The sequence below is a fragment of the Pantoea sp. AG702 genome (assembly GCF_003182295.1).
Taxonomy (GTDB): Bacteria; Pseudomonadota; Gammaproteobacteria; order Enterobacterales; family Enterobacteriaceae; genus Pantoea; species Pantoea ananatis.
Map to the genome: position 1 here is coordinate 102525 of NZ_QGTU01000003.1, position 26773 is coordinate 129297.

Here is a 26773-nt window from a genome sequence, read left to right on the forward strand (position 1 = left end):
GGATCACTTATGAAGACAGGCTCCGATCCATTAACGCTGAAACTCCCGCTGCGTGAGAAGGTGGCTTACGGCGTCGGTGATTTTGGCTCCAACCTGATGCTGACTATCGGGACGCTTTATTTACTCAAGTTCTACACCGATGAGCTGGGCATGCCAGCCTGGTACGGCGGGGTGATTTTCCTGGTGGCGAAATTCTTTACCGCCCTAACCGATATGTTCACCGGCATTGTGCTGGATTCACGCCGCCATATTGGCACGAGAGGAAAATTCAGACCTTTTATTCTCTATTTCTCGCTGCCGGTAGCGCTGGTGGCTGCGGCACAGTTTGTTGCTAACGACTTTAGCCTGACGATAAAGACAACGATCGCGACCGCCCTGTTTATGACGTTTGGTCTGTTTTACAGCCTGATGAACTGTTCCTATGGCGCAATGGTGCCAGCCATAACCAAAAATCCCCACGAACGCGCCCACCTCGCCGCCTGGCGGCAGGGCGGGGCAACGGTGGGATTACTGGTTTGCACCGTGTGCTTTATGCCCATTCAGTCGCTGTTTGTTGGCAAAAGTGCGCTGGGCTATCAGGTTGCCGCCGCCGTCTTTGTGGTCGCCGGGCTGCTGTGCATGTGGTTCTGTTACAGCGGGGTTAAAGAGCGCTATGTTGAGCTCACCCCGACGCATCATAAACCCGGTGTGGCAACGGCCTTCCGCGCCATCTTTCACAATCCGCCGTTGCTGGTTCTGTGCCTCGCGAACCTCTGTACCCTGGCGGCGTTTAATATCAAGCTGGCCATTCAGGTCTACTACACGCAGTACGTGCTGAACGATGTTCATTTGCTCTCCTGGATGGGCTTCTTCAGCATGGGCTGTATTCTGGTGGGCGTACTGCTGGTGCCCACAGCGGTAAAACAGTTTGGTAAGAAACAGGTTTATCTGGGGGGACTCATCCTCTGGGCCCTGGGCGATCTGGGTAACTTTCTCTGGGGAAGCAGCTCTCTGCTGTTCGTCATGTTCTCCTGCGTGGCGTTTTTCGGTACGGCATTCGTTAACAGCCTTAACTGGGCGCTGGTGCCGGATACCGTCGAGTACGGGGAGTGGAAAACCGGCATTCGGGCAGAAGGTGCCTGTTACACGGGCTACACCTTCTTTCGCAAGATATCCGCCGCGCTGGCGGGATTTTTGCCCGGTCTGATGCTGACGCAAATAGGCTACGTGCCCAATGCCGTACAAAGCGATGGCACGCTGGCAGGTTTAAGGCAGCTGATCTTTATCTGGCCCTGTTCGCTGGCGATTGCGGCGGCGTTGATCATGGGCTTCTGCTACAAGCTGAATGAAGCGCGTTTTGCCCTGATCGTGGCCGCCATTAGCCGACGTAAAACGCATCGCCTCCAGCCCGTTGACGACAAAAACCGCGTTACGCCATTACGTCAGCCCACTGACGCTGAGTCATAAGTTTCTCTGTTACCTTGCCCTCAGGGTTGCTGTTTGCCAGTTTTGTGACGGCTGACCAGCAACCCGGTTTTCTGTTTATTCCTCATCTGCCGCCTTTCCTGTGTGATATCCCTTTTTTAACTCACTGTTTAATCTGGTAAAAATAATCCGTCCGCTAAGCGAACGCGCAAGTTTGCGTTCCGGATCACTCACAAGGGCCGGATTTCCACTTCGAAACGGAAAAAGTCGTTCTCCACAGCGCTGCCGCCTCTGGTTAGTTTGAGATCACGCTAAGCGCGAAATGGGAAGCAGACGATGAGTACGGGTAAGGGAGCGGTAGCGATGAATGCGTCACAAGATGAACAGCAAAGGATTCAGGCCCTGACGGATCGCGTGATGGCGCAGATTGAGGTGCTTTTTGCCGAGCGGGCCATCCAGCCGAATGCCGTGCAGATACAAATGCTGGCTTCGCACGTGCGGGCAATGGCATTGCGATCCGTCACCGGCGAGAGTGTGCCAGAGGTTGAGGCTGAGCTGTTTGACGAAATTTCCAAAGAGTCGATGGCGCTGGCACAGCAGGTGGTGGACCTGTTTGGCAATTTGCCACCAGAAGAAGCCTGGCTGCTTTCTGTCCACTTTGAAGTGGCGAAGAACGACTAATTTTCCAACCCTGAGAGGAACAGACATATGGTAACCGTAGTGATCGGCGATCGTTTAGGTAAAGGACAAAAAGTGGCGGCTGGCGTAGAAAAAGCCGGTGGCCGTGCCGTTGTGGTGCCGGGCGTCGCGGCAGACATGAAGCTGGGCGACGTCATGAAAGCAGAGAATGCCGATTTCGGTATCTCCTTTTGCGGCAGCGGAGGGGCAGGCGCGATTACGGCGCAAAACAAATACGGCTATAAGGCCAAACATGGTATGCGCTCTGTGGATGAAGGCGTGACCGCCATTAATGAAGGCGCGAACGTGCTGGGCTTCGGCTTTATGGACAAAGAAGAGCTGGGTGAACGTCTGGTTCAGGCCTGGAACAAAAAACACGGTGGATAAGGAATGAAAGAGACCTTTACAACCTCGGTTGCCGTAAGCGGTAAGGGCGACACCAAGGCGAAAGCCTTCGCAGATGCGCTGAGTCGTGTACAGCACGAAGTCCTGCGCAACGCCAATAAGATTCTGCTGCGCATTGAACCGCAGGACGTAAAGGTGGTGCGCGCGCGGGAACGCGTCACAACCGAAAAATTCCTTTTCTTTTTCCTGGCACGCGAGCGCAGGCTCTTCAGCGTCGACCTGGAGGTCACCATTAACGTGACCTGCCTGGACGGCGATAAGGTCGAGTTCACCCGCGTGTAAGTCAGCCTCAAACAACACATATAAGGAAAGAGGATGTTTCTCATCATTTTGCTCAAGTCGTTAATTATCGGCGGCCTCGTGGGCGTCGGTGTGGGCGCCGGTGCCGCCCGCATGTTCCATGCCCCGACGACACAAGGTATGGGCGCCTTTCGCACACTGGGTGAACTTAACTCCTGTGAAGGCGATCCTGCCTCTCACTTCTCTTTTGGGTTGGGATTCTTCTTTAACGCCTGGGCCTCCTCCGTGGCGGCGGGTGCGTTCACGCAGGACGTGGATCATCGCATCATCCCCAACTGGGGCGCGGCGGCGATCATGATCAAAAACCGCAATGTGGCAGAGACGCTATACGACCCGAAAAAGATGGCTATCGCCTGCGGCATCATCGGCATGGTGGTGGTGGCTTTTCTCAACTCGACCGCCTCTGCCGTTCCGGCGGCCCTGCAGGTCACGGCGGTAAAGGTGCTGGTACCGGCCGCTAATTTGCTGGTGAACACGGTCATGCCGGTGATCTTCTGGCTGGCGGCAATTGACGCCGGTAAGAAATCGGGCTTTTGGGCCACCATCTTCGGCGGTCTGGCACAGCTGATTATGGGCAATGCCGTACCGGGCCTGGTGCTGGGCATTTTGATTGGTAAAGGGGTTGAAGAGAGCGGCTGGAACAAAGTGACCAAAATCATGATGACCGCCATCGTCGCCCTGTTTGTTCTCAGCGCCTTCTTCCGCGGTTTCGATATGAAGATGCTGCAATCCTTCCAGCTCGGCATTCCTGGCTGGCTCGACAGTATTCATAACAGCCTGAGCGGCAAATAACGGAGCGTCTGCAATGGAAGAATCAAACAAAGGTTTCTGGTATGCCGACTGGTCATTCCCGATTTTTGTCGGTCTGCTCTCCTCCGGCGTGTTTGCCGGGACCCATATGTACTACCTGTACGGTATCGGCGCTTTTAACGAAGTGGCCTTCGTCTCGATGTTACGGGCGGGCATCGATACCGGCGTTTACGGCGCGGTGGCCGCTTTCGGTGCCAGCTTTCTGTTCGCCCGCATCATTGAAGGATCGCTGGTCGGGATTCTGGATATCGGTGGTGCCATCCAGACCGGCGTCGGGTTGGGCGTGCCCGCGCTGCTGCTGGGCGCCGGTTTTGTCTTCCCGGTGGCGAATTTTGCGGCTTCGCTGGTCACCGGTCTGGTTATCGGTGTGGCGATAGGCTACGTCATCATTCTGGCGCGTAAGTTCACCATTAATCAAAGCAACAGCACCTATGGTGCGGACGTGATGATGGGCGCGGGCAATGCATCAGGACGCTTCCTGGGGCCATTGATTATCCTGGCCGCCATGGGCGCCTCCATTCCTATCGGTCTCGGTTCGCTGTTGGGTGCGCTGGTGTTCTATCTGTGGAACAAACCGATCACCGGCGGGGCGATCCTCGGTGCCATGATCCTCGGCGCGATTTTTCCGGTCGCGATCTGATCGCGTTAATGCCCGATCGGTGAAGGCCGATCGGGGCAGTCAAAGGAGATTCCTATGTACGATCTGATTCTGCGTCGGGCGCGACTGCCGGATGAACGTCTGATCGATATCGCCATACTCGACGGAAAAATAGCCGCCGTGGGTGAGGTAACCGGTAGGGCCAGAGTGGAACAAACCCTGGCGGCGAACTGCTATCTCAGTGCGGGCTGGATCGACTCCCACGTACACTGCTATGAAAAATCGCCCATCTACCACGATCATCCCGACCGGATTGGCGTGGAAAGCGGCGTCACCTGTGTTGTCGATGCAGGCAGTACAGGTGCAGACGACATTGATGATTTCAGACAGCGCACGCAAGCGGTCACCACCCAGGTTTTTGCGCTGCTGAATATCGCCCGCACCGGCATCGTTACCCAAAATGAACTGGCGGACATGACGCAGATTGATCGCCCGGCGATTGCCGACGCGGTAAGACGTCATCCCGATTTTATCGTCGGGCTTAAAGCCCGGATGAGCAGCAGCGTAGTGGGCGAAAACGGCATTCAGCCGCTGGTGCTGGCGAAGGCGATTCAGCAGGAAAATGGCAACCTGCCCCTGATGGTGCACATTGGTAACAATCCCCCCAACCTCGATGAAATCGCCGCGTTGCTGACCTCCGGCGACATCATCACGCACTGCTACAACGGCAAGCCAAACCGCATCCTGACGCCCGAAGGGCAACTGCGTGCAGCGGTAAAACAGGCCCTGGCAAGGGACGTGCGGCTTGATGTTGGCCACGGCAGTGCCAGCTTCAGCTTTGAGGTGGCGCGCGCGGCGATTGCCCAAGGCATTCTGCCTGACACCATCAGTTCAGACATCTACTGCCGCAATCGTCTGAACGGACCGGTTTATACCCTGGCGCACGTGATGTCGAAATTTTTCAATGTAGGCATGACGCTGCCACAGATTATTGCCTGCGTAACGCATCAGGCGGCCAGCGGGCTGAGATTACGCAGCAAAGGTGCTATTGAGCCCGGACTTGATGCCGACTTTACCCTGTTTACCGTGGCGCACGAATCCGTGTCGTTTGTGGATGCGGAAGGGCTGGCGGAGCAGGGCGATCGCCAATTGATTCCTCTGGCGGCTATCGTCGCCGGTGAGTGCTGGATGACTGAAGAAGGGAAAAAACACAATGTCTTCACTGTATGAGAAATATGGCCTGAAGCAGGTCATTAATGCCTCTGGCCGCATGACCATTCTTGGCGTGTCTACACCGGCCAGCGACGTGGTTGATACGGTTAAATACGGCCTGGAGCACTATTTTGAAGTGAAGGACCTGGTTGATAAGACCGGGGCTTACATCGCTAATTTGCTGCAGGTGGAAAATGCGCTGGTGGTGTCCTGTGCTTCTGCGGGCATCGCCCAAAGCGTGGCTGCCGTCATTGTGAAAGATGACGACTGGCTGCTGGATAATTTACATAGCGCACCGCTGACCGTGCCGCACGACATCGTGGTGCCAAAAGGGCATAACGTGAATTACGGCGCGCCCGTTGGCAGCATGATTGCGCTGGGCGGCGGTCGGACGGTTGAGGCGGGTTACAGTAACGAGTGCTCGCCCCAGCAGCTTTCCGCCGCAGTCACCGCCCAGACGGCGGCCATTCTCTATGTGAAGTCCCATCACTGCGTACAAAAGAGCCACCTGAGCGTCGCGCAGGCCGCCGAGGTGGCACGTAAGCATGGCGTGCCGCTTATCGTGGATGCCGCCGCTGAGGAAGATCTGCAGTGCTATTACCGGGCGGGTGCCGATCTGGTTATTTACAGCGGGGCTAAAGCCATTGAAGGCCCCACCAGCGGCCTGGTTATCGGGAAACATCAGCTTGTCGAGTGGGTGAAGCGCCAGAGCAACGGCATTGGCCGCACCATGAAAGTGGGCAAAGAGGGGATTCTGGGACTGACCCAGGCCATTGAATCCTACCTGACCCTGCCGAAAACCACCGGCGCCCAGATGGTGGAAAAAATGACGCCTTTCATCAACAACCTTAACGGTCTGGATGGCGTCAGTGCGCGCGTTGTATGGGATGCCGCCGGGCGCGACATTGCCCGGGCAGAGATCAAATTCGATGAGACCACAATCGGGCATCAGACCGGCGATCTGGTGCAGGCGCTAAAAAACGGTGATATCGCCATTTACTTCCGTGGATACAAAGCCAATGAGGGCATTATTGAAGCCGACGTGCGCAGCGTCAGCGCTGAGCAGCTGCAGATTATTTTCACCCGCATTCAGGCGCTGTTAACAGGAGAAAAATAGCATGACGCTAACCCCCAATTTTTATCAGGATCGCCTGTGTCTTAACGTGCTGGCGGGTTCAAAAGAGAACGCGCGAGCCATCTGGCAGGCCGCAGAAGGCCACGTACTGGTCGGCGTGTTATCAAAAAACTACCCCAGCAACGAGGCCGCTATTGCGGATATGCGCGAGTACGCCGCGCTGATTGATAACGCGCTGTCCATCGGCCTGGGCGCGGGCGATCCCCGGCAGTCGCGAATGGTCAGCGAACTGGCCGCCGTGCTACAGCCGCAACATGTTAATCAGGTGTTTACCGGCGTCGGCACCAGCCGCGCGCTGCTCGGTCAGTCACAAACGGTAGTCAACGGGCTGATTTCACCAACCGGCACGCCGGGCAAGGTGAAAATTTCCACCGGTCCCCTCAGTTCACAGAGCAGCGACGGAATTGTGCCCATTGATACCGCGATTGCGTTACTGAAGGACATGGGCGGCAGTTCCGTGAAGTATTTTCCAATGGGCGGTCTGGACACGGTGGACGAGTACCGCGCGGTGGCCGAAGCCTGTGCGAAACAGGATTTCTGGCTGGAGCCGACCGGCGGGATCGATCTGCAAAACGTTGGGCCGATCCTGCGTATTGCCCTGGACGCTGGCGTGAGCAAGATCATTCCCCACATATACAGTTCGATCATCGACAAAGCCAGTGGCGAAACCCGCGTGGAAGACGTGCGCCAACTGCTGGCCATCTGTAAAAGTCTGCTGGACTGAGCCCAGGCCTGTGCGCCACTTCAAGGACAGATTACGGGCGCGCAGGGCATAATAGACCTGCCGCCTGTTTTCCGGCAGTCTGACGTTTACTTTGTTCTTGTTAACCGCTGAAGCAGGTAACCCGACGTGAGATTCCCGAATCAGCGCCTTGCGCAACTGTTCGACGCATTGAAAAACGAAACGCTCCCCCAGGACGAACTGGCACGGCGGTTTGCGGTGTCCACGCGCACCGTACGCACGGATATTACCGCGCTCAACGCCATGCTGCAGCAGCACGGCGCGCAGTTTGTCCTGAATCGCGGTGCGGGCTACCAGCTTAAAATTATTGATGCGCTGCGCTTTAACGTGCTGCAGCAGCAGACGCGTGCGCCTCTGCGGGTGCCGCGCACCTCACACGACCGAATCCGCTACCTGCTGGTGCGTTTCCTCACCGCCGCCTATTCCCTGAAGCTGGAAACCCTGGCAGAGGAGTGGTTTGTCAGCCGTGCCACGCTGCAGAATGACATGGCCGACGTGCGCGAATGGCTCGGCCGTTATCAGTTGAGTATCGAAAGCAAACCCCATCACGGCATGAAGCTGTTTGGCAGTGAAGTGGCGATCCGCACCTGCTTAACCGATCTGCTGTTTGAGATCGATCAGGAGCAGCCTGACAGCCCGCTGATCGTGCCCGAATCGCTGGAAAGCGGCCTGCTGGAAACTCTTCAGCCGCTGCTGCAAAACGGCCTTGCCCAGCACAATATCCGCCTCAGTGATGAAGGCGAACGCTATTTGCGTTTTTACTGCGCGGTGGCGCTACGTCGCATCAATGAAGGCTATCCGCTGAGCGATCCGCAGGTGGAAGAGATCGGGGAGGACGTGCGCGAGTCTGCGCAGACGCTGATCCATGCGCTGCGGCCGCTTACCGTTAAACCGGTTTCTCCGGCGGAAGAGAGCTGGCTGCGGGTGAATATCGCCGCCCGACGCATTCAGGACGTTGCCCCCAGCGCCATTAATGCTGACGATGCGGAGGCGCTGGTTAACTACCTGCTCAGCTTTATTAACACTCACTACTATTACGATCTGCAGAACGATCCTCAACTCCGTGCCGATCTGCTTACCCATATTAAAACGATGATCACGCGCGTGCGTTATCAGATCCATATTCCTAACCCGTTATTAAGCAACATCAAGCAGCACTATCCAATGGCCTACGATGTGACGCTGGCGGCGGTGTCCAGTTGGGGAAAATATTCGCCCTATACGATTAGCGAAAATGAAATTGGTTTTCTGGTGCTTCATATCGGCGTCGGGCTGGAGCGCCATTATAACGTGGGTTACCAGCGTCGCCCTCAGGTACTGCTGGTGTGCGACAGCGGTACTTCGACGCTCCGCATGATCGAAGCCATGTTAATGCGCAACTATCCCCAGTTGCAGGTGACGCAGTGCCTGTCGCAGCGTGAATATGAGGCCCGCCAGCGCATCGAAGAAGATTTTGTGATTTCCACTACGCGGCTGAGTGAAAAAGAGAAACCGGTTGTCGTGGTCGCGCCTTTCCCGACGGAATTTCAACGGGAGCAGATAGGCAAGCTGGTGCTGGTGGACCGCACCCGGCCCTATATGTTGGAGAAATTTTTTGATGCCCGCCATTTCTGCATCATCGATCGGCCGATGAGTCAGTCTGCGCTGTTTCGGCTGTTATGCGATCGGCTGGAGGCAGAAGGCGTGGTGGACAACGCGTTTTATGCTTCCGTTGAGGAGCGTGAAGCCATTGTCAGCACCATGCTGGGCGAAGGGATTGCGCTTCCGCATTCGCTGGGGCTGATGGCGAAAAAAACGGTGGTGTACACCGTGCTGGCCCCGCAGGGGATCCCCTGGGGCGAGGACACGGCTTACGTGATTTTCCTGCTGGCAATCAGCAAAAACGAGTATGAGGAAGCGATGGCTATCTATGACCTGTTCGTGACCTTTATGCGCGAGCGGGCGATGACGCGATTGCGCGACAGCAGTGACTTTGCCTGCTTTAAAAGCGTCGCGCTGGACTGTCTGAGCCGGCTGTAATCTTCAGGGATGGGCGCCCGGCGTCGGTGAGTTTTTCCGGGCCAGCAGGCGAGGAATTTCGCGCAGGCACCAGGCTTTTGCCTCACCCATGCTGTCACGCCGCCAGGCCATGATGATATCGACCTCACGCGAATACTCCGGGCTGACCACCCGCAAGCGGCCCTCTGCAATGTCCTGCTCCACCATGTTATAAGGCATGGTGGCGACCCCTAAACCGGCCAGGAGCGCGCGACGTTTGTCATCCATCGTACTGACGGTCAGGCGCTGTTGCTTGTCCAGCAGTTGCACGGTCAGAACCGGACGTTCGCGGGCCGTATCTGCCACGGCAATGCCGCGATATTTTACCCGGGTGACCTCTGAAAGCGGCTCGGGTTCGTTGTGTATTGGATGGTCAGGGCTGGCAACGTAAACGCTGATGATGCTGTAAAGTTTGCGGGTGTTTATTTCGGTCGAGGCGCGAAAATGCATATCCGGTGCAATGACAATATCAGCCCGCCCCTGTTCCAGTCTCTCCCAGGCGCCAGCCAGTACTTCTGTGATGATGGCGATCTGAGTATTGGCTTTGTCAGCCAGCTTCGTGACCAACGGAAACAGCGCATCGGTGGGCACTAACGCTTCCGTCACGATAGTCAGCTGGGTTTCCCAGCCGCGTGCCAGCGCCTCGGCATCGGTCGTGAGCTTGTCGGCAGCCTCCAGCAACACCCGACCGCGCTCCAGTAACATTCTTCCGACATTGGTGAACTTCGTTCGATGGCCCGAACGGTCAAACAGCACCACATCCAGCTCTTCTTCCAGTTTCTGCATGGTGTAGCTAAGCGCTGAGGGCACGCGGCCCAGTTCATCGGCGGCGGCGGCAAAGCTGCCGCGGCGATCGATAGCATCCATCACACGTAAAGCTTCAAGGGTTAACGCACGGTCTTTGGCCATCCCGGTTCTCTGTCAGGAAATTTGAATATGCACGGCAGATTAACTGGCTAACAATCCGGCGTCCAGACTTTTACCATAAAGGCATATTTCCCGTCGTCGATTCTTGCCGACGGATGCTGGAGGTACATAATGATTACGACACGCAGTGCATCCGCTTGTGGTCAGGCCGATTACGGTTGGTTACAGGCGCGCTACAGCTTCTCTTTTGGCCACTATTTCGATCCCAAATTAATGGGTTATGCCTCCTTACGCGTTTTGAATCAGGAAGTCCTGGCACCCGGCGCGGCGTTTCAGCCGCGCACCTATCCTCAGGTGGATGTGCTGAATATCGTTTTACAGGGTGAGGCGGAATACCGGGACAGCGAGGGTAATCACATCAGCGTGCGTGAAGGTGAGGCGTTGCTGCTCTCCGCTCAGCCCGGCGTGAGCTACAGCGAACTTAATCCGAGTAAAGATCGCCCGTTAACCCGTATGCAGCTCTGGCTGGCGGCCTGCCCGGAACGTGAAAATCCCCGTATGCAGAAAATGACGTTGTCGGGCGGCATGCGTTCGCAACTGCTGGCCTCACCAGATGGCGGCGACAGCAGCCTGCAGTTGCGTCAGCAGGTCTGGATTCATCAGGTTGAGCTGGCGGCAGGCGAGCAGCATCTGGTGCCGCTTCAGGGCGCGCGCGCCTATCTGCAATCTATCCATGGCGCGTTTGAGGCCTCGGCCGGGGGCGCTCATCAGGAACAGCTGGGCTGTGGCGATGGCGCATTTTTGCAGGAAGAGCAACAGCTGTGGCTGTCAGCGAAAACCCCGACCCGCGCACTGGTGATCGATATTCCGGTCTGAGGCCTTCTCTCGTTACGCCGCCGCCAGCGGAGACAACCTCGGGCGGCGCGATAATGCTGGGCGGCAAGCCGGAAAGCGTTTGTTGGCTCTGACCCGGTCACGGCTAAACCCGCAATAAAAAAGCCGCAACCCAACAGGGTGCGGCTTTTCTGTCTGCGCCAGTAACAACCCGGACAGCTGTCCTGGGGTTAACTCAGCATTACTTCACCATGGTAAACGCGGTGGTGACGTGTTTCACGCCGCTGACCCGGCTGGCAATGTCCGCGGCGGCTTTGGCTTCTTCTGGCGTCACCAGGCCCAGCAGGAACACTTCACCGTTTTCCGTGGTGACTTTGACGCTTGATGATTTCACCTGATCGCTGCCCAACAGCTGCGAGCGAATCTTGGTGGTAATCCAGGTATCAGACGACGAGGTGCCAAGGCTGACTTTCGGCCCAATCCGAATCTCGTTATAGACTTCGGTTGCGCCATCAACGCCCATGGTGATCTGTTTCGCGCGGTTGGCAATCTCCTGACTCGGGGCCTGACCGGTTAGCAGGACTTTACCCTGATAGGCGGTAGCAATGACGCGAGCATCGGTTTTGATTTGCTGATCTTTTGCCAGCGCGTTGCTGACGCGTAATTCCAGCGTGCCGTCATCGACCTGCGTTCCGACAGAGCGGGGATCGGTGGCGGTTTTGGTCGCCACAGCGGCGCTACCGGCAACCACCGCGACGCAGCCCTGCAGCAGCATGGCGGTTAAAACAATGGCTATAGCGTTCAATGCTTTCATTGGTGCTCCTTCCGTCATTCCTGGTGGGGAAACAAGGTGTTATCAATCAGATCGCACAAACAGTTGAGTGTTAACATATGCATCTCCTGAATGCGAGCACTACGATGTGAAGGAATACGAATTTCCACATCCTGCGGTCCCAGCAATCCGGCTAATTCGCCCCCATCATAACCGGTAAGCGCAACGATAGTCATATCGCGCGTGACGGCGGCTTCGACGGCCTTCACGATGTCCCGTGTATTCCCGCGTGTAGAGATTGCCAGCAGAACGTCACCGGTTTGTCCCAGTGCACGCACCTGCTTAGCGTAAATTTCGTCATGCAGACGATCGTTACTGATCGCCGTCAGCATGACGTTGTCCGCACTTAAGGCCAGCGCGGGCAGGCTGGGGCGTTCGGTTTCAAAGCGGTTGATCATGCTGGCGGCAAAGTGCTGAGCATTGGCGGATGACGCACCATTACCACAGCTCAGTATTTTGTTACCGTTGAGAAGCGACTGCACCATTGTCATTGCTGCACGCGAAATGGCATCGGGTAACGCCTCTGCAGCAGCGATTTGAGTTTGAATACTTTCGGTAAAACACGCTTTAATTCTTTCCTGCACACGACCACCTGGTTCTAAACGTCTGCATTAAAGGCATTCGGCAACCATTCAAGCGCCGTGCCGGTAATGGCAATGATGTCGAAACGGCAATTCACTGTTTCAAAACTGCCGCCGCGTTGCGCCAGCCACAGAGAGGCGGCACGCAGCAGCTTGTGTTGTTTCTGTCGGGTAATACTGGCCAGACTGCCGCCGAAGCGTGCGTTACGCCGGTAACGCACTTCGACGAACACCCAACACTGGTTGTCTCGCATTATCAGGTCTAGTTCCCCTGCGCGATAGTAAACATTGCTGGCGACCCATGTTAACCCCGCCCGCTCAAGATAGCGGCGGGCGAGTTGTTCGTGCTCGGCACCCGTACGGCGGCGGTTTAGCTGGCCGGTACGATGTTGCCCTGGCGATACTGGTTCCATGTCAACTTCCTGTTGATCACACAATCAGCGGTGGCGCTCAGCTTGCCGGTATTGCCGTCGAGCGAGAAGCCCGGCACCTGACGCATCTGGTTAAAGTGGTTAGCCAGCGTCCACGCATCAATCCCCATTGCGTACAGACGCACCAGCGAGTAATCGTTATTGAACGACTTCGCGGCCTGCTGCATCAACGCCGGATTTGCGCCGGAAAGCAGGGGGATATCGCTGAACTGCAGCCCTTCCATTTCCAGACGGAAATCCGGCCCTGCGCCCGCCTGCGCGCTGCGCGAACTGGCGTAGAGCGCAACGTTGCTGCGGCTACCGGTGCGCATGCTGATCATCGGTTTGATCAGTTGCAGTTCATCCTGAGTCGAGACGATATAAGCGGCATCAATGGCTCCGCCACTGCTGGCGGCCGGGGTGCTGGTTTGCGGTGCCGGAATGTTCAGGCCCGCAACGGAAACGCTTTGCGGCTGAGAAGACGAGGGCATAACCACGGGCGTACCGCTCATGCTGATGCCTGCACCGCTATTGATGCCCTGCTTGAGTTCTGAAACAGAACCAAAGCGCTGCTGGAGCACGGTGCCGCCGCCCAGTGACTGCCACTCTTTCGTAAAGGCCGCCGTTACGCGATCGCCCAGGCCGTTGCGAGGCACTAACAGCAGCGGCTGGCGTTTGCCCTGGTCCCAGATATGATGCGCCGCATCGCGCGCTTCATCTTCAGGCGACAGCGCAAAATAGCACATATTCGGATGGTTCTGGATTTGCTCTGGCTCGTTCAGCGCCAGGACATTCAGCGGTGTCTGGCTGTTCGCGACCGTTTCAACGTTGTTTTTCAACAGCGGTCCAACAACGAGCGTGGCACCATCCTGTTGGGCCTGCTGCATCACCTGCGCGATGGGCTGACTGCTGGTGTCGTAAACCTTCACCTGCGCATTGCTGGCGGGTTCGGCGGCCGGCTGTTGCTGAGGCTGCTGTTGCGTCGTTGCCGGTTGCTGCGCCGTGCCGCTCTGCTGCGCAGCCGCCGGGTTAGCTGACGGGCTGACGACCGCATTCGCATCTGCAGGCTGCTGCTGATTTATCGCGATAGGATCCTGGGCGCTGCCCGGCGTCGCCTGAGGCGCAGTAGCGAGGGTGCCGTTCTTCGCGTCGTTAAAGCCTTTCTGGATAGCGCTGGCGAACATCTGAGCCTGACCGTTCAGCGGCAGCAGCAGCGCGATAGTGCTGGTGGACGCTTTGGTAAAGTTCTGCACCTGGCTCAGCTGGGTCGGTAAGGTTTTTGCAGCAGGGTTATCGGGATAGCGCGTCTGCCAGTCTTTAATGGCTGACTTCAGCATGTTGGCATCCTGCGCGTTGGCATGCCACGCCGTGAGCAGATCCAGCCAGCCCTGCAGAATGTTTTCGTCGGCATTGATCACCAGCGAATTCATATCCTGCTGCGACAGCTGGGTCAGCGCCTGCCAGGTGGCATCGATATTCTGCTGGCGTTCATCGCCTTTAAGCAATGGCTCCTGAGCAATATAGGCGCGGAGCAGGGCCAGCGAGGTTTTACCCTGTGCGCTGGCAATCTGTAAACCGTAGTAGCGCGCCAGCTGATCCTGAGACAGCTCGCTGGTTTTCACCTGACTCAATATCGGTTGGGCATCGGCAATCTTTTGCTGAGCAACCAGAGACTGGGCTTTCAGCAGCAGTAATTCTTGCTGCTGTTTATCAGAAAGCTGATTAGGCAGTTCGCCGATCGCCTGAGCAGCCTGCGGATATTTTCCTTCTTTCAACAGGGCGCGGATTGCGAGTAATTGCCAGTCGGTCTTGCTATCATCGCTGCTTTGCTGCACCTGCTGCAGATAGTAGGCGGAATTATTAGTAACGGGTGCCTGGATGTCTACGGACTGGCTTTTCGGGCCCTGGCCACTACACGCGGCTAAAATCAGACCAGCAAGAAGGACAGGCACAAAGCGTCCTGCTTTATGACGAACGATTTTTGAAGGAAGCATACTGTATCCAGTGATGTTTTTTTCAAGATGCTCAATATTAAATCGGCAATTCGGATGAAACAATGAAACAACTCGATCGGGCAGACATTTCCGCCAGCACGCTCTACATCGTGCCAACCCCAATAGGTAATTTGGCTGACATTACCCAGCGGGCGCTAGCGGTACTTTCCAGCGTCGATCTGGTCGCAGCGGAAGATACACGTCATACCGGACTGTTGCTACAACATTTCGCCATCAATGCGCGACTCTTCGCACTTCATGACCACAACGAACAGCAGAAAGCAGAAATCCTGCTAACCAGGCTGCAACAGGGAGAAAGCATAGCTCTGGTTTCTGATGCTGGCACGCCATTGATCAACGATCCGGGTTATCACCTGGTTCGCCGCTGCCGTGAGGCCGGTATTCGCATCGTTCCTTTACCGGGTGCCTGCGCAGCGATAACAGCATTAAGCGCAGCGGGATTGCCGTCTGATCGTTTCTGTTACGAAGGATTTCTACCCGCCAAAACAAAGGCGCGGTGTGATGCGCTTCGGGCGCTGGCCGAGGAGCCGCGTACCTTAATCTTTTACGAATCCACGCACCGTTTGCTGGACAGCCTGCAGGATATGGTCACGGAGCTGGGGGCTGGCCGTTACGTCGTGCTGGCGCGCGAATTAACCAAAACCTGGGAAAACCTGAATGGCGCACCGGTGGGGGAACTCCTGGCCTGGGTGAAAGAGGATGAAAATCGCCGTAAAGGTGAGATGGTGCTCATCGTTGAAGGCCATCATCCTGACGAAGAGGCATTACCCGCAGATGCACTGCGCACGCTGGCGTTGTTGCAGCAGGAACTGCCGTTGAAAAAGGCGGCGGCGCTCACGGCTGAGATACACGGTGTGAAAAAGAATGCGCTCTATAAACATGCGCTTGAGCAGCAGGCCTGAGCCTGTTGAGTTGCCTGCGCGCCGGGCGTGACAGCGCGGGCTAAACCCTCTATAATGCGCGCCGAAGCTGACCAGACAGTCGCCGCTTCGTCGTCGTCCTTCTCTGAAGGAGACGGGCGGAGGGGAGGAAAGTCCGGGCTCCATAGGGCAGGGTGCCAGGTAACGCCTGGGGGGGAAACCCACGACCAGTGCAACAGAGAGCAAACCGCCGATGGCCCAGTAATGGGATCAGGTAAGGGTGAAAGGGTGCGGTAAGAGCGCACCGCGCGGCTGGTAACAGTCCGTGGCACGGTAAACTCCACCCGGAGCAAGGCCAAATAGGGGTTCACATGGTACGGCCCGTACTGAACCCGGGTAGGCTGCTTGAGCCAGTGAGCGATTGCTGGCCTAGATGAATGACTGTCCACGACAGAACCCGGCTTATCGGTCAGTTTCGACTTCTTAATGCAAACCCCGCGCAAGCGGGGTTTTTGCTTTATGGCGCGGCAAAGCAGGCGTCGCTGCCGCCACCAGACGCGGGGGATATCGGCAAGCAGGCCACGGCTCCTTGCTGACGCGGGCTGACCAGCGCGATGAAGGGCGTTGCCCGATACCGTTGTAAAACAATGTGGCGTTAGCCGGTCAGGGCGCTTCTGCGCTGGCGACCCTGAGAGGAAACGCGATTCACTCTCCTGATCTGGCAAGAAAAATGGGCCGCGTTGCCAGAGGCTTTGTTTCTCAGGCAAATCCCATCCATTTTCTTTCCAATGCACTATAGGCTCATCCGATGTGTCAGATGATGGCTTGCCATCTGTTTGGGAGGCAACGGTTTCTCTCGTCTATAGTTGAAGGCAGCTTGCCACACGTCATTATTTTACGTTTTGCCCCATTGGGCGCGAATTCATTGAATGAAGATTAAAAAAACAGGTGGATCATGGTTACAAGAAGGACTTTACTGACTTATTCCGGGGCGTTTGCTGCCTTATCTGCATTAGGCATTTCTCCCGGCGCTATCGCAGCAGGCGTTCTCAAGTTAGGTAACAGCGAAGCATTTAACTTTGAAACCTTGATTGCCCAGGCCAAGGCCCTGGCAGCCAAACCCTATGAAAAACCCACCTCATTCGACCCGTCATTGTTATCCAACATAACCTATGACGCCTACATGAAAACCGTCTACAAGCCGGACTATGCGCTGTTTAAAAATGCCGGACGGTTTCCTGTTACCTTTTTCATGGTAAACGGTTTACACCGTATGCCGGTGAAAATGCACGTCGTGGAAAATAACGCCGCGCGTGAAATTATTCAAAATATTGACTACTTCACCACGACGGATAAAAACGTTACGTTGCCGGCGCTGAAAGGTAACGTATTCTCAGGTTTTAGAGTGCTGGCCAGCCAGGACACGCTAAAAACCAATCCACAAAATGACTGGATATCTTTTATGGGCGCGTCTTATTTCCGCGCCATCGGCGAGCTGGGTCAGTTTGGTTTATCCGCGCGCGGTATTGCGCTGAATACCGTTCAGCCGGGTGTCGATGAAGAGTTCCCTGACTTTACGGATTTCTGGTTTGAAGCGCCGAAAGACGACAGCAAACATCTCACGGTCTATGCGCTACTCAACGGGCCGAGTATCACGGGCGCCTACAAATTTATCCTGCAGCGCGGCAAAGGGGTTATACAGGATGTCGAATGTACGCTTTTCCTGCGTAAGGACATTCAGCGTTTCGGTATCGCGCCTCTGACCTCCATGTACTGGTTCTCAAAAACGGTTAAAGGAGCGGCGACAGACTGGCGCCCGGAAGTGCATGACTCCGATGGTCTGGCGATGTGGACCGGCAGCGGCGAACATATCTGGCGGCCGTTAAATAACCCATTACGCGTGGTCACGTCCAGTTTTCATGATGAGAACCCGCGCGGCTTTGGTTTACTGCAGAAAGATCGGGATTTCGACAGCTATCTGGACGCTGCGCACTACGAGAAACGTCCCGATCTGTGGGTGGAACCGCGAGGGGAATGGGGCAAAGGCTCAGTTCAACTGATGGAAATCCCGACTGACGATGAAATCTACGACAATATCGTCGCCATGTGGGTACCGGATGCGCCAGCAAAAGCGGGCGATCAGCATCATTTCCATTATCGTTTGCACTGGCTGGCCGATGAGCCTTATCCTTCTCCTCTGGCGCGTTGTGGGGCTACCCGACTGGGCCGGGGCGGTGTACCGGGTTCCGATCGTCCGCATGACAGCCGTAAGTTTGCCGTCGAGTTCCGTGGCGATGTGCTTAATCATCTGCCGTCAGGCGTTTCCCCCGAAGCCGTGCTTTCTGCATCGCGTGGTACTTTTGAGAACGTGCTCGTGTCTAAATTGCCGGACGATTCAGGCAACTGGCTGGCGCAGTTTGATTTGGTCGCCGGCGAAGGCGATCCGGTAGAGCTTAAGCTCTATTTGAAAGCACAAGACAAGGTGGTGTCGGAAACCTGGTGCTACCAGTACCATCCGTTCAACTCCCCTGCGAAGCCCTGGCCCGTCGCGTGCGAAACGAAATAACTTTTAAATAACGCCCATTGAACAGATGGGCGTTAATCTTTTAACGCGACTCATCGGCAAACGTCGCGCATTAAAATGCTATTGGATGCGTTATCTTCAGCGTTTCAGGGATAATAATGACCTTCCCCCTTTCCCGGCTAAGCCCGTCTTAAATAGCGTGATTGTCTTCCCTTATCCTTGTTCTGTTAACGGCTGTTTCATCGCTCTGCTTTTTTCGGCGAAATATTCTTAAGTGAAAAAAAGATATTTTATTGATCTTCACAAAGTCAGTATAAATAAAAGCATTGGTTCTCATAAGAAAAGAGTGAAGTGTGAGAAACAGCACAATCCCATTTTTTTATGATGATTAAGATTCGTAGCGGATAAAGGCGACGTAAAGGAATGACATCATGCACAGGTATACGCAACGACGAACGCCCCGGCTAACACTGTATCAGAGCACTGTTCGCCCCCTATTAACGAATCGCTTTAACCCCGTCTCTTCTGCAAGAATACGTTTTATCCCTTCCGTCAGTAATACAGTTTCTTCCACACAATACGCTGTTTTATCGCCATCCTTTTCCTATCCTCTCGCTGCCCGTTTCTTTTTAAATCAACTGCGTAAGCTCATGCTGTTACAGCATGCTGCGAAGCGAAAACGGTAAGTTTATTACTTTTTTTCAGCTTTTATACGATCGCATTTCTCTTCGGGGAATTTTGCTGAATAAACCCTGCCTGAAAAAGGAGTCGATATGAATATCAATAAAAACCTTCCCGTTAGCCTTGATGAAATTTATGCTGCCAGAGAGAGACTCACAGGGAAAGTTTATAAAACCGGCATGCCACGTTCAAACTATCTCAGCGAGCGCTGCGACGGAGAAATATTCCTTAAATTTGAAAATATGCAGCGAACGGGTTCTTTTAAGATTCGTGGTGCATTCAATAAAATGAGCTCACTGACGGAGAAAGAAAAACGTCAGGGCGTTGTCGCCTGCTCAGCGGGTAACCATGCGCAGGGCGTTTCACTGTCGTGCGCCATGCTGCATATTGACGGCAAAGTGGTCATGCCTGCGGGTGCGCCAAAATCCAAAGAAGCGGCGACGCGCGATTACTCCGCGGAGGTGGTCATTTATGGTGAAAACTTTAATGACACGCTAACCAAAGTGGAAGACATTGTGGCCAGCGAAGGCCGCATATTTATCCCGCCTTATGATGATGTGAAAATCATTGCCGGACAGGGCACCATCGGTCTGGAAATTCTTGAGGATCTCTTTGATGTCGATAACGTCATCGTTCCCGTAGGCGGCGGCGGGCTCATTGCCGGGATTGCCACGGCGATCAAGTCCATTAATCCCACGATTACCGTCATCGGCGTGCAGTCTGAAAACGTTCACGGTATGGCAGCCTCCTTTTTTGCTGATACCATTACGCGCCATCGTCTTACCGGCACCCTTGCGGACGGCTGCGATGTCGCCTGTCCGGGCGATCTCACCTTCGCGATTGTGAGAGAATTGGTCGATGAGATGGTGTTAGTGAGTGAAGACGACATTCGTAAAAGTATGATTGCATTGATTCAGCGAAACAAAGTGGTCACAGAAGGTGCCGGCGCGCTGGCATGCGCCGCGTTACTGAGCGGCAAAGTCGACCACTACATTCAGGGGCGGAAAACGGTGTGCATTATCTCAGGCGGCAATATTGATTTGTCCCGGGTTTCCCAGATTACGGGTTTTGCTGACGCATAAAGGATAAGTTATGAGTAATTCTGAAAATATTCTCGACCAGGAAAAAACCTCAACCTGGCGTAAGTCCGATACCACATGGACACTCGGACTGTTTGGCACGGCCATTGGCGCCGGCGTGCTTTTCTTTCCCATTCGGGCCGGTTACGGTGGGCTGATCCCTATCTTGATCATGCTGGTGCTGGCCTGGCCCATCGCGTTTTACTGCCATCGGGCGCTGGCCCGACTGTGTCTGTCAGGCAGTAACGTATCGGGCAATATTACCGAAACGGTAGAAGAGCATTTCGGAAAAACGGGCGGGGTGGTCATTACTTTTCTCTACTTTTTCGCGATTTGCCCGCTGCTCTGGATTTATGGCGTCACCATCACCAATACCTTCATGGCGTTCTGGCAATATCAGCTACTGCTGCCGGCCCTCAATCGCGGTGTGGTGGCGCTGTTGCTGCTGCTGTTGATGGCTTTTGTGATCTGGTTTGGTAAAGACCTGATGGTAAAGGTGATGAGCTGGCTGGTGTTTCCGTTTATCGCCAGCCTGGTGCTGATTTCGCTGTCGTTAATCCCCTACTGGAATACCGCCGTGATCGATCAGGTTAACCTGAGCGACATCGCCCTGACCGGGCACGATGGCATTCTGGTTACCGTGTGGTTAGGCATTTCTATTATGGTGTTCTCGTTCAATTTTTCGCCGATTGTTTCTTCTTTTGTGGTGTCAAAGCGGGAAGAATACGAGCCGGAAATGGGCCGGACCTATACCGAAAACAAGTGCAGCCAGATCATCTCCCGCGCCAGCATACTGATGGTGGCGGTAGTGATGTTCTTTGCCTTTAGCTGTCTGTTTACCTTATCCCCGCAGGATATGGCGGACGCGAAGGCTCAAAATATCCCTGTGCTCTCCTACCTGGCGAATCACTTTTCCGCCCTGTCGGGTGAGAAGTCCACCTTCTCTACGGTACTGGAATACAGCGCCTCGGTGATTGCTCTGGTCGCTATTTTCAAATCCTTCTTTGGGCACTATCTGGGCACGCTGGAAGGGTTAAACGGATTGATTATCAAATTTCGCTATAAGGGCGATAAAGACGCTGTGTCCAGCCGTAAGCTGAATACGCTGAGCATGGTCTTTATTATGGGCTCGACCTGGCTGGTAGCTTACCTTAACCCCAATATTCTCGACCTGATTGAGGCGATGGGCGCGCCGATTATCGCCTCGCTGCTCTGCCTGTTACCCATGTATGCCATCAGCAAAGTCCCTGCACTGGCAAAATACAAAGGCCGGGCTGACAACGTTTTTGTCAGCGCGATTGGCTTACTCACCATTTTAAATATCGCTTATAAGTTTTTCTGACCGTCATTCAGCCCTGTTTGACCTGACATGTGCTGTTAGTCAGCGCACGTCAGGTCTTTTCACATCCAATTCAACGCGGTGTTCTGTTGTTAACCGCGACCGTGCGGCGCATCCCAGTCAAAGGCCGGGCCGACAGAGATCACCCCGTGCGGGTTGATGGTTTTATGACTGCAGTAGTAGTGGTGACGAATGTGAGGCAGGTTTACTGTGTCGGCGATACCCGGCATCTGGTAAATGTCGCGCAGGAAACCGCTCAGGTTCAGATAGTCGCTGATACGGTGGCGATCGCATTTAAAATGGGTGACGTAAACCGGATCAAAGCGCACCAGCGTGGTCCATAAGCGTAAATCGGCCTCGGTTAACCTGTCGCCAGCCAGATAGCGATGCTGACCCAAGATCTGCTCTACCCGCGACAGTGAGTGGAACAGGGCGGTTACGGCTTCATCGTAAGCGGACTGAGAGGTGGCAAAACCGGCTTTGTACACGCCGTTGTTAATGGTGTCGTAAATCCAGCCATTGAGCGCATCAATCTTCTCTCGCAGGTCAGCCGGATAGTAATCCCCCGCCCGCGCCCCGACTGCATCGAACGCGCTGTTAAACATGCGAATAATATCGGCAGACTCATTGCTAACGATGGTGTTCTGCTGTTTGTCCCATAACACGGGCACGGTGACACGCCCGCTGTAGTCGGCATCCGCATGGAGATAGAGCTGATAAAGAAATTCATTTTGGTGCAGTTTATCGCCAGTTGCATCCGGAAAACTGTCATCAAACGTCCAGCCGTTTTCCAGCATCAGCGGATGCACCACCGAGACATCAATCATGCTGTCCAGACCTTTAAGCTGACGCATCAGCAGGGTGCGGTGCGCCCACGGGCAGGCAAGCGACACGTAGAGGTGATAGCGATCGCGTTCCGCCGTAAATCCGGCTTTGCCGCTCAGTCCTGCGCTACCGTCGGGCGTAACCCAGTTACGCCATGCGGATTCCGAACGCTTAAAGCGCCCACCGGTTGATTTCGTGTCATACCAGGTGTCATGCCAGACACCATCAATTAGCTGACCCATCTTGTCTCCCGTACAAACGATAAAAAGAATATTTCCGACTTTAACCATAGGCGGTTATGGATAACTTCGACAGCGCACCACGTGCGTTGCCAAACATTTCGCCCACCCGCATAAATGCGCGCTATACGGCGAACGGGCCAGAGGCGTAATCGGGCTAAGAATGCCTTATCATGGGGCTGTCTACGGCCTGTAACGAACAAGCCGTCCATCACGCCCGTCCCGCAGGATCAGGCGAAAAAAAGATGAAGGAAAGCGGAATGAAAGCGGTACTCTTTGGTTATCACGAAATGGCCTGTACCGGCCTGAAGGCGTTAATGGATGCCGGATTCACGGTTAGTGCCCTGTTTACCCATGCAGATCCCGCGTCCGGCGCGCAGTTTTACGGCTCCGTCGCCCGCCTGGCTGAGCGCCACAACATCCCGGTTTTTATCACCGAGGATGTCAATACCGCCGAATGGCAAGCCCGCATAGCCAGCCTTGAGGCAGATTATCTGTTCTGCTTCTCTTACCGTCAGGTTCTCAGCGAAGCCATCCTCTCCTCTGTTAAAAAAGGGGCCTATAACGTGCATGCCGCCTTGCTGCCGGCTTATCGGGGCCGTGCCCATCTCAATTGGGTAATTATTAAAGGCGAGACGCAAACCGGTGTGACCCTACACCGCATGATTAAACGTCCTGATGCCGGCCCGATTCTGGCGCAGAAGGCCGTTGAAATTCATCCACAGGACAATGCCCTGGCACTGCATACCCGACTGGTTGCGACCACGGCGCAAATGCTACCGACCTGGCTTGATGCGCTGGTGGCGGGCGAGCTTACCGAAACCCCTCAGGACGAGCGTGCAGCAAGCTGTTTTGGCAGCCGTAAGCCGGAAGATGGCCAAATTCACTGGCAGGCGCCCGCCCGCGATATCCATAACCTTGTTCGGGCGCTGGCGTTTCCCTGGCCCGGCGCTTTTACATTGGCAGACTCACAGCGATTCACCGTCTGGCAAACCCGCGTTATTGATGCGCGTAAAGCCAGCCAGCCGGGTGAAGTTGTTTCAGTTACACCGCTGGTTATTGGCTGTGGGCAGGGACAACTTGAAATTCTGCAGGGGCAGTCTGCGGGCGGCGAATCTGTCACGGGCACGACGCTGGCAGGCCAGCTCGGGCTGATTGTCGGGCAGCATCTGACGCGCTGAGGGCGGCAGATGCATCCTTACCCAGTAAGCGCGTCAGCCAAGCGCCATACCTGAAAGATAGCCGACTGATGCAGACAGCGTCATCGCCAGCAGGCTCCAGAAGCAAATGCGCGTGACGCTTTTCCTCACCGGCGCATCACCGGCTTTGGCCGCCGTCGCGCCCAGAAGCGTCAATGCCAGGAGCGCCGAGACCGCAATGGCGGGCAAGGCGAAGGGGCCGGTGATCAGCATGGCAACGGCGAAGGGTAAAATACTGCCTGAGGCAAAGCTGACCGCAGAAAACAGAGCGGCCTGAAGGGGTTTGGCACTGCTGAAATCGGTAATGCCCAGCTCATCTCTGGCATGAGCGGCTAAGGCATCATGGGCCATCAACTGTTCTGCGACCTGACGAGCCAGCTCGGGCGACAGGCCACGCGCCCTGTATATGGCTGACAGCTCCACCGTTTCAGCCGCAAAATCGGCCTCGAGTTCGGCTTTCTCCTGCCGCAGAGAAGCTTTTTCAGTATCTGACTGCGAGGACACCGAGACGTATTCTCCCGTCGCCATCGACATTGCGCCTCCAACAATACCTGCCAGCCCGGCGAGCAAAACATTGTGATGACTGCTGCTGGCAGAAACGACGCCGGCCAGCAGGCTGGCGGTCGAAACGATGCCATCATTCGCGCCCAATACGGCAGCCCGTAGCCATCCGGCGTGTTCAATTTTATGCGATTCACTATGTAGCATCGGGTCTTCCAGTGATAAGCGATTCGTTTAATCAGGAGGGCGACAGCCTGCATGCGTGCCCTTTGCTATTTTTCATAGCGGGATAGCAGGATATGAAGCACGCCCATCGCGCCATGGCTGTAAAAATAAATCTCTACAAAGGTGGTCAGGAATTTATGCCAGTGCAATACCCAACGCGTCAAATCAGGCGTGGCGAGCGACGTACTGTTAAATAAAAACCATAGCCCACCAGAACAGGCGACGGCGATCAACGCGATAACCCCCAGGCCCTGCACCGTCGCGGCTATGCCACCGCCATGTGCCTGTGGGAGTTTCAGGCCGGTCAGCTGTACGACATCGTTTCGAATACCCCGAAAATCCAGCGTGAGCCAGGCGAAGTACCAGCGAAAACCTCGCTGAACCAGCATCCAGATGAGCATGATAACGCCCGCAGCGATCAGCAACAGTCCTGAGAGTATATGTAGCCAGGTTATCAGCGTCTCCAGGCTGTGCTCGCCGAGCGCTTCACGTGCGGTAAAATTGGAATTGATGATCTGCGAAAGGATCAGCACGGCGACCAAAAGATGAAGCCGTCGAAAAAAGGGTGCATCGTGATGGGGAAGCCACTGACCATAAGATACTTTCATAGCGTTGCCAAAAAGAAGAGGGACGGAACGCTATATTTCCATGACTAGATTAGGCTTACCTTAAGCACCGGGTGGGCCTGGGGCTCTGCGGGATGGTAGGACATGATCGCTTCAAACCGCCCGGCAAAGGATTTTGCTCATAAAAGCAAAACGCACCGGCAGAAAGCAACCGGTGCGTCAGAAAAGCGGTGTAGTCAGGCGTCAGTTAGCGCGCCAGAGCACCCTGAGGTTTTTTGCTGATCAGGCGATCGATACTGTACGCACCCGGACCTACCAGACCTAACACCAGGAAACCACCAGCGATAGACAGGTTCTTCATGAACATCAGCTGGTTCACGCCCTCGGCGAAGTTACTGTGAAACAGAAACGCGGTCAGAATCGTAAAGCCAGCGGTAAACAGCGCGGTAAAACGGGTCAGGAAGCCAAACATGATGGCCAGGCCGCCGCCAAACTCCAGCAGAATAACCAGCGGCAGCATGAAGCCGGGCACGCCCATGGCTTCCATATAGTGCTGAGTGCCGGCGTAACCGGTGATTTTGCCCCAGCCTGCAGTAATAAACAGGATAGTCATCAGGATACGGGCGGCTAACAAACCACTGTCTTCGAATTTTTTCATCATCTACTCCAACGCTAAAAGTTTGCAAGGCAGCGATGCCCGCGGTGAATATTCCCGTTAACTGCATGGTTGCAATTGGCCGGGCTGATAGTTGGAGATGATAGTCGCGCGAAGTGACAGTTGTAAGCGATATAAACTGTCGATGTTATTCAGTAAAACTGAAAAAAGAAAAAGCCAGTCGCACTGGACTGGCTTTGGGGATTCAACGCGGGGGAAGGGCTGATTTAACCATGCGCCAGGTACTCCACAGGCCAAAGCCCCGTTTCGCCCAGCGTAGCAGGCGATTAGGACTGCGAATGGAATAGATAGCTAATGCACTACTGCCAATGGCCAGATAGCGTTTCAGACTCAAAAACGTAAACCAGCCACGATCGTAGGGCGCGGTGATCTCCAGCCAGCTACGCCGCGCGGCACTCAGGTCCAGACGCTGCTGCTGAACCTGTTTCAGCAGTTCATCGATACGCGCTTCACGCTCGCGGCGGCTCATTACCGGTTATCCTCAAGCAGATCACGATCGTTAGCCAGTTCCTTGCGCGTGTGGCGCAGCAGGGTTGACTGACGTGATTTACGCAGTGTCCATAGCCCAAAGATCAACGCCAGCAAGAACAGCACGCCAGTGGTGATGGCAATAGCCATTAAACGATACTGCGCATCAACTGCCCAGATAATCAGCACCATCAGGCTCATCAGGCCAAAAGCCGTGAACAGCATGGTCAGGCCAAGCATCAACAGCATCTGGATGATATTGGCCTTCTCTTCTTCCAGCTCTACCACTGCAAGACGAACGCGTGTTTCGACCATACCAACCAGCGTGGTGACGATACGCTGACCAATATTGATGACCCCTTTGGCCGGTCCGTGGTTCTGCTGTGAATCCGTCATGATTAACGACGCGAGATCAGCATACCGATGGCAACGCCGATGGCGGCACCGATACCCACGCCATGCCATGGATTATCACGCACATAACCATCTGCTTTCTGCGCCGCTTCGCGCGTAGTCGCCGCCAGGCGCTCACCCGATTCACCTAAACGCTCACGAGAGCTGTCCAGCGCAACGCGCGCTTTGTGACGGAGCTTATCCAGTTCACCTTTGGACTTTTCAGTCCCGCTGCTCAGGACTTCTTCCAGCGTATCCGCCAGGTTTTTCAATTCAGCACGCAAATATTCCGATGATGTGTCTTTAGACATAAAATACTCCTTTAACATCAGTAGATT

28 protein-coding genes and 1 other RNA gene are annotated in these 26773 nt (G+C 55.1%); 17 read left to right on the forward strand and 12 right to left on the reverse strand.

Translation table 11 applies throughout. The features are described 5' to 3' along the window. Positions 1–9: 9 nt before the first annotated feature. The 10 genes from DFO57_RS09980 (at position 10) to DFO57_RS10025 (ending at position 9303) form a co-directional block, all read left to right on the forward strand. Entirely contained in the window at positions 10–1446 is a 1437-nt protein-coding gene (locus DFO57_RS09980) for an MFS transporter (protein ID WP_014604920.1), read from the forward strand. A gap of 294 nt (positions 1447–1740) precedes the next feature. Continuing rightward, the gene (locus tag DFO57_RS09985) at positions 1741–2085 is read left to right on the forward strand and encodes a glycine dehydrogenase (protein WP_110015315.1); all 345 of its coding nucleotides are present in this window, start codon (positions 1741–1743) and stop codon (positions 2083–2085) included. 27 nt (positions 2086–2112) lie between these two features. Then, a complete protein-coding gene (locus DFO57_RS09990) occupies positions 2113–2469 on the forward strand; it encodes an SFCGS family glycine-rich protein (RefSeq protein WP_013027356.1) in 357 nt (118 codons plus the stop codon). Positions 2470–2472: 3 nt separating this feature from the next. After that, on the forward strand, positions 2473–2769 hold the full coding sequence (locus DFO57_RS09995; RefSeq protein WP_013027355.1) for a DUF4312 family protein: 297 nt from the start codon (positions 2473–2475) through the stop codon (positions 2767–2769). A 33-nt stretch (positions 2770–2802) separates the two neighbouring features. Next, positions 2803–3579, forward strand: a complete 777-nt coding sequence (locus tag DFO57_RS10000; protein ID WP_072139074.1) for a DUF4311 domain-containing protein — start codon at positions 2803–2805, stop codon at positions 3577–3579. Between the two features lie 13 nt (positions 3580–3592). After that, positions 3593–4237, forward strand: coding sequence for a DUF4310 family protein (locus tag DFO57_RS10005; protein ID WP_013027353.1), 645 nt, complete (start codon positions 3593–3595; stop codon positions 4235–4237). A gap of 54 nt (positions 4238–4291) precedes the next feature. Beyond that, complete coding sequence (locus tag DFO57_RS10010) at positions 4292–5425, forward strand: amidohydrolase/deacetylase family metallohydrolase (RefSeq protein ID WP_072139073.1); 1134 nt, start codon at positions 4292–4294, stop codon at positions 5423–5425. After that, positions 5409–6524, forward strand: a complete 1116-nt coding sequence (locus DFO57_RS10015; RefSeq protein WP_024471127.1) for a DgaE family pyridoxal phosphate-dependent ammonia lyase — start codon at positions 5409–5411, stop codon at positions 6522–6524. The genes DFO57_RS10010 and DFO57_RS10015 overlap by 17 nt, the downstream gene beginning before the upstream one ends. Before the next feature lies 1 nt (position 6525). Further along, on the forward strand, positions 6526–7266 hold the full coding sequence (locus DFO57_RS10020) for a KDGP aldolase family protein (protein WP_013027350.1): 741 nt from the start codon (positions 6526–6528) through the stop codon (positions 7264–7266). A 126-nt stretch (positions 7267–7392) separates the two neighbouring features. Beyond that, positions 7393–9303: a transcription antiterminator gene (locus tag DFO57_RS10025; RefSeq protein WP_019104891.1), complete on the forward strand. Its 1911-nt coding sequence runs from the start codon at positions 7393–7395 to the stop codon at positions 9301–9303. 3 nt (positions 9304–9306) lie between these two features. Here the strand turns inward: DFO57_RS10025 and DFO57_RS10030 are convergent, their stop codons facing one another. After that, positions 9307–10230: a LysR family transcriptional regulator gene (locus tag DFO57_RS10030; RefSeq protein WP_013027348.1), complete on the reverse strand. Its 924-nt coding sequence runs from the start codon at positions 10228–10230 to the stop codon at positions 9307–9309. Positions 10231–10359: 129 nt separating this feature from the next. Here DFO57_RS10030 and DFO57_RS10035 point away from each other — a divergent pair, with 129 nt between their 5' ends. Then, positions 10360–11064, forward strand: a complete 705-nt coding sequence (locus tag DFO57_RS10035; RefSeq protein ID WP_013027347.1) for a pirin family protein — start codon at positions 10360–10362, stop codon at positions 11062–11064. A 199-nt stretch (positions 11065–11263) separates the two neighbouring features. Here the strand turns inward: DFO57_RS10035 and dolP are convergent, their stop codons facing one another. Genes dolP through DFO57_RS10055 form a run of 4 tightly spaced genes read right to left on the reverse strand, consistent with a single transcriptional unit; the run spans position 11264 to position 14839 of the window. After that, positions 11264–11836 (reverse strand): division/outer membrane stress-associated lipid-binding lipoprotein, encoded by a 573-nt coding sequence (gene dolP / locus DFO57_RS10040; protein ID WP_014604927.1) that lies wholly within the window; start codon positions 11834–11836, stop codon positions 11264–11266. Between the two features lie 14 nt (positions 11837–11850). Then, positions 11851–12438 (reverse strand): DnaA initiator-associating protein DiaA, encoded by a 588-nt coding sequence (gene diaA, locus DFO57_RS10045; protein ID WP_013027345.1) that lies wholly within the window; start codon positions 12436–12438, stop codon positions 11851–11853. 14 nt (positions 12439–12452) lie between these two features. Then, positions 12453–12848, reverse strand: coding sequence for a YraN family protein (locus DFO57_RS10050; RefSeq protein ID WP_014604928.1), 396 nt, complete (start codon positions 12846–12848; stop codon positions 12453–12455). Further along, a complete protein-coding gene (locus DFO57_RS10055; protein ID WP_014604929.1) occupies positions 12806–14839 on the reverse strand; it encodes a penicillin-binding protein activator in 2034 nt (677 codons plus the stop codon). The genes DFO57_RS10050 and DFO57_RS10055 overlap by 43 nt, the downstream gene beginning before the upstream one ends. Positions 14840–14901: 62 nt before the next feature. On the opposite strand from DFO57_RS10055, the gene rsmI reads away from it, so the two are divergent. The 5 genes from rsmI (at position 14902) to tdcC (ending at position 21346) form a co-directional block, all read left to right on the forward strand. Then, positions 14902–15762, forward strand: coding sequence for a 16S rRNA (cytidine(1402)-2'-O)-methyltransferase (gene rsmI, locus DFO57_RS10060; RefSeq protein ID WP_014594693.1), 861 nt, complete (start codon positions 14902–14904; stop codon positions 15760–15762). A 63-nt stretch (positions 15763–15825) separates the two neighbouring features. Then, positions 15826–16201: RNase P RNA component class A (gene rnpB, locus DFO57_RS10065), an RNA gene on the forward strand. Between the two features lie 474 nt (positions 16202–16675). Then, positions 16676–18286 (forward strand): glucan biosynthesis protein, encoded by a 1611-nt coding sequence (locus DFO57_RS10070; RefSeq protein WP_013027341.1) that lies wholly within the window; start codon positions 16676–16678, stop codon positions 18284–18286. Between the two features lie 731 nt (positions 18287–19017). Next, the gene (gene tdcB / locus DFO57_RS10075) at positions 19018–20007 is read left to right on the forward strand and encodes a bifunctional threonine ammonia-lyase/L-serine ammonia-lyase TdcB (protein ID WP_014594692.1); all 990 of its coding nucleotides are present in this window, start codon (positions 19018–19020) and stop codon (positions 20005–20007) included. A 10-nt stretch (positions 20008–20017) separates the two neighbouring features. Continuing rightward, a complete protein-coding gene (tdcC, locus tag DFO57_RS10080; protein WP_013027339.1) occupies positions 20018–21346 on the forward strand; it encodes a threonine/serine transporter TdcC in 1329 nt (442 codons plus the stop codon). 89 nt (positions 21347–21435) lie between these two features. On the opposite strand, the gene DFO57_RS10085 is transcribed toward tdcC, so the two are convergent. Next, positions 21436–22410: a glutathione S-transferase family protein gene (locus tag DFO57_RS10085; protein WP_014604930.1), complete on the reverse strand. Its 975-nt coding sequence runs from the start codon at positions 22408–22410 to the stop codon at positions 21436–21438. Between the two features lie 257 nt (positions 22411–22667). Between DFO57_RS10085 and DFO57_RS10090 the strand changes: the two genes are divergently transcribed. Further along, positions 22668–23588 carry a formyltransferase family protein gene (locus DFO57_RS10090; RefSeq protein WP_052656059.1) on the forward strand — a complete coding sequence of 307 codons (921 nt, stop codon included), beginning with the start codon at positions 22668–22670 and terminating at the stop codon, positions 23586–23588. A gap of 33 nt (positions 23589–23621) precedes the next feature. On the opposite strand, the gene DFO57_RS10095 is transcribed toward DFO57_RS10090, so the two are convergent. The 6 genes from DFO57_RS10095 to DFO57_RS10120 all read right to left on the reverse strand — a co-directional run bounded on the left by DFO57_RS10095 (position 23622) and on the right by DFO57_RS10120 (position 26746). Then, positions 23622–24314, reverse strand: a complete 693-nt coding sequence (locus DFO57_RS10095; RefSeq protein ID WP_013027336.1) for a VIT family protein — start codon at positions 24312–24314, stop codon at positions 23622–23624. A 65-nt stretch (positions 24315–24379) separates the two neighbouring features. After that, positions 24380–24940, reverse strand: coding sequence for a cytochrome b/b6 domain-containing protein (locus DFO57_RS10100; protein WP_024471123.1), 561 nt, complete (start codon positions 24938–24940; stop codon positions 24380–24382). Between the two features lie 205 nt (positions 24941–25145). Then, entirely contained in the window at positions 25146–25556 is a 411-nt protein-coding gene (locus DFO57_RS10105; protein WP_024471122.1) for a DoxX family protein, read from the reverse strand. A gap of 202 nt (positions 25557–25758) precedes the next feature. Then, positions 25759–26043, reverse strand: a complete 285-nt coding sequence (locus tag DFO57_RS10110; protein WP_013027333.1) for a YqjK-like family protein — start codon at positions 26041–26043, stop codon at positions 25759–25761. After that, positions 26043–26438, reverse strand: a complete 396-nt coding sequence (locus tag DFO57_RS10115) for a phage holin family protein (RefSeq protein ID WP_013027332.1) — start codon at positions 26436–26438, stop codon at positions 26043–26045. Before DFO57_RS10115 ends, DFO57_RS10110 begins: the two co-directional genes overlap by 1 nt. Positions 26439–26440: 2 nt before the next feature. After that, positions 26441–26746, reverse strand: a complete 306-nt coding sequence (locus DFO57_RS10120; RefSeq protein ID WP_014604934.1) for a YqjD family protein — start codon at positions 26744–26746, stop codon at positions 26441–26443. Between the last annotated feature and the right edge of the window lie 27 nt (positions 26747–26773).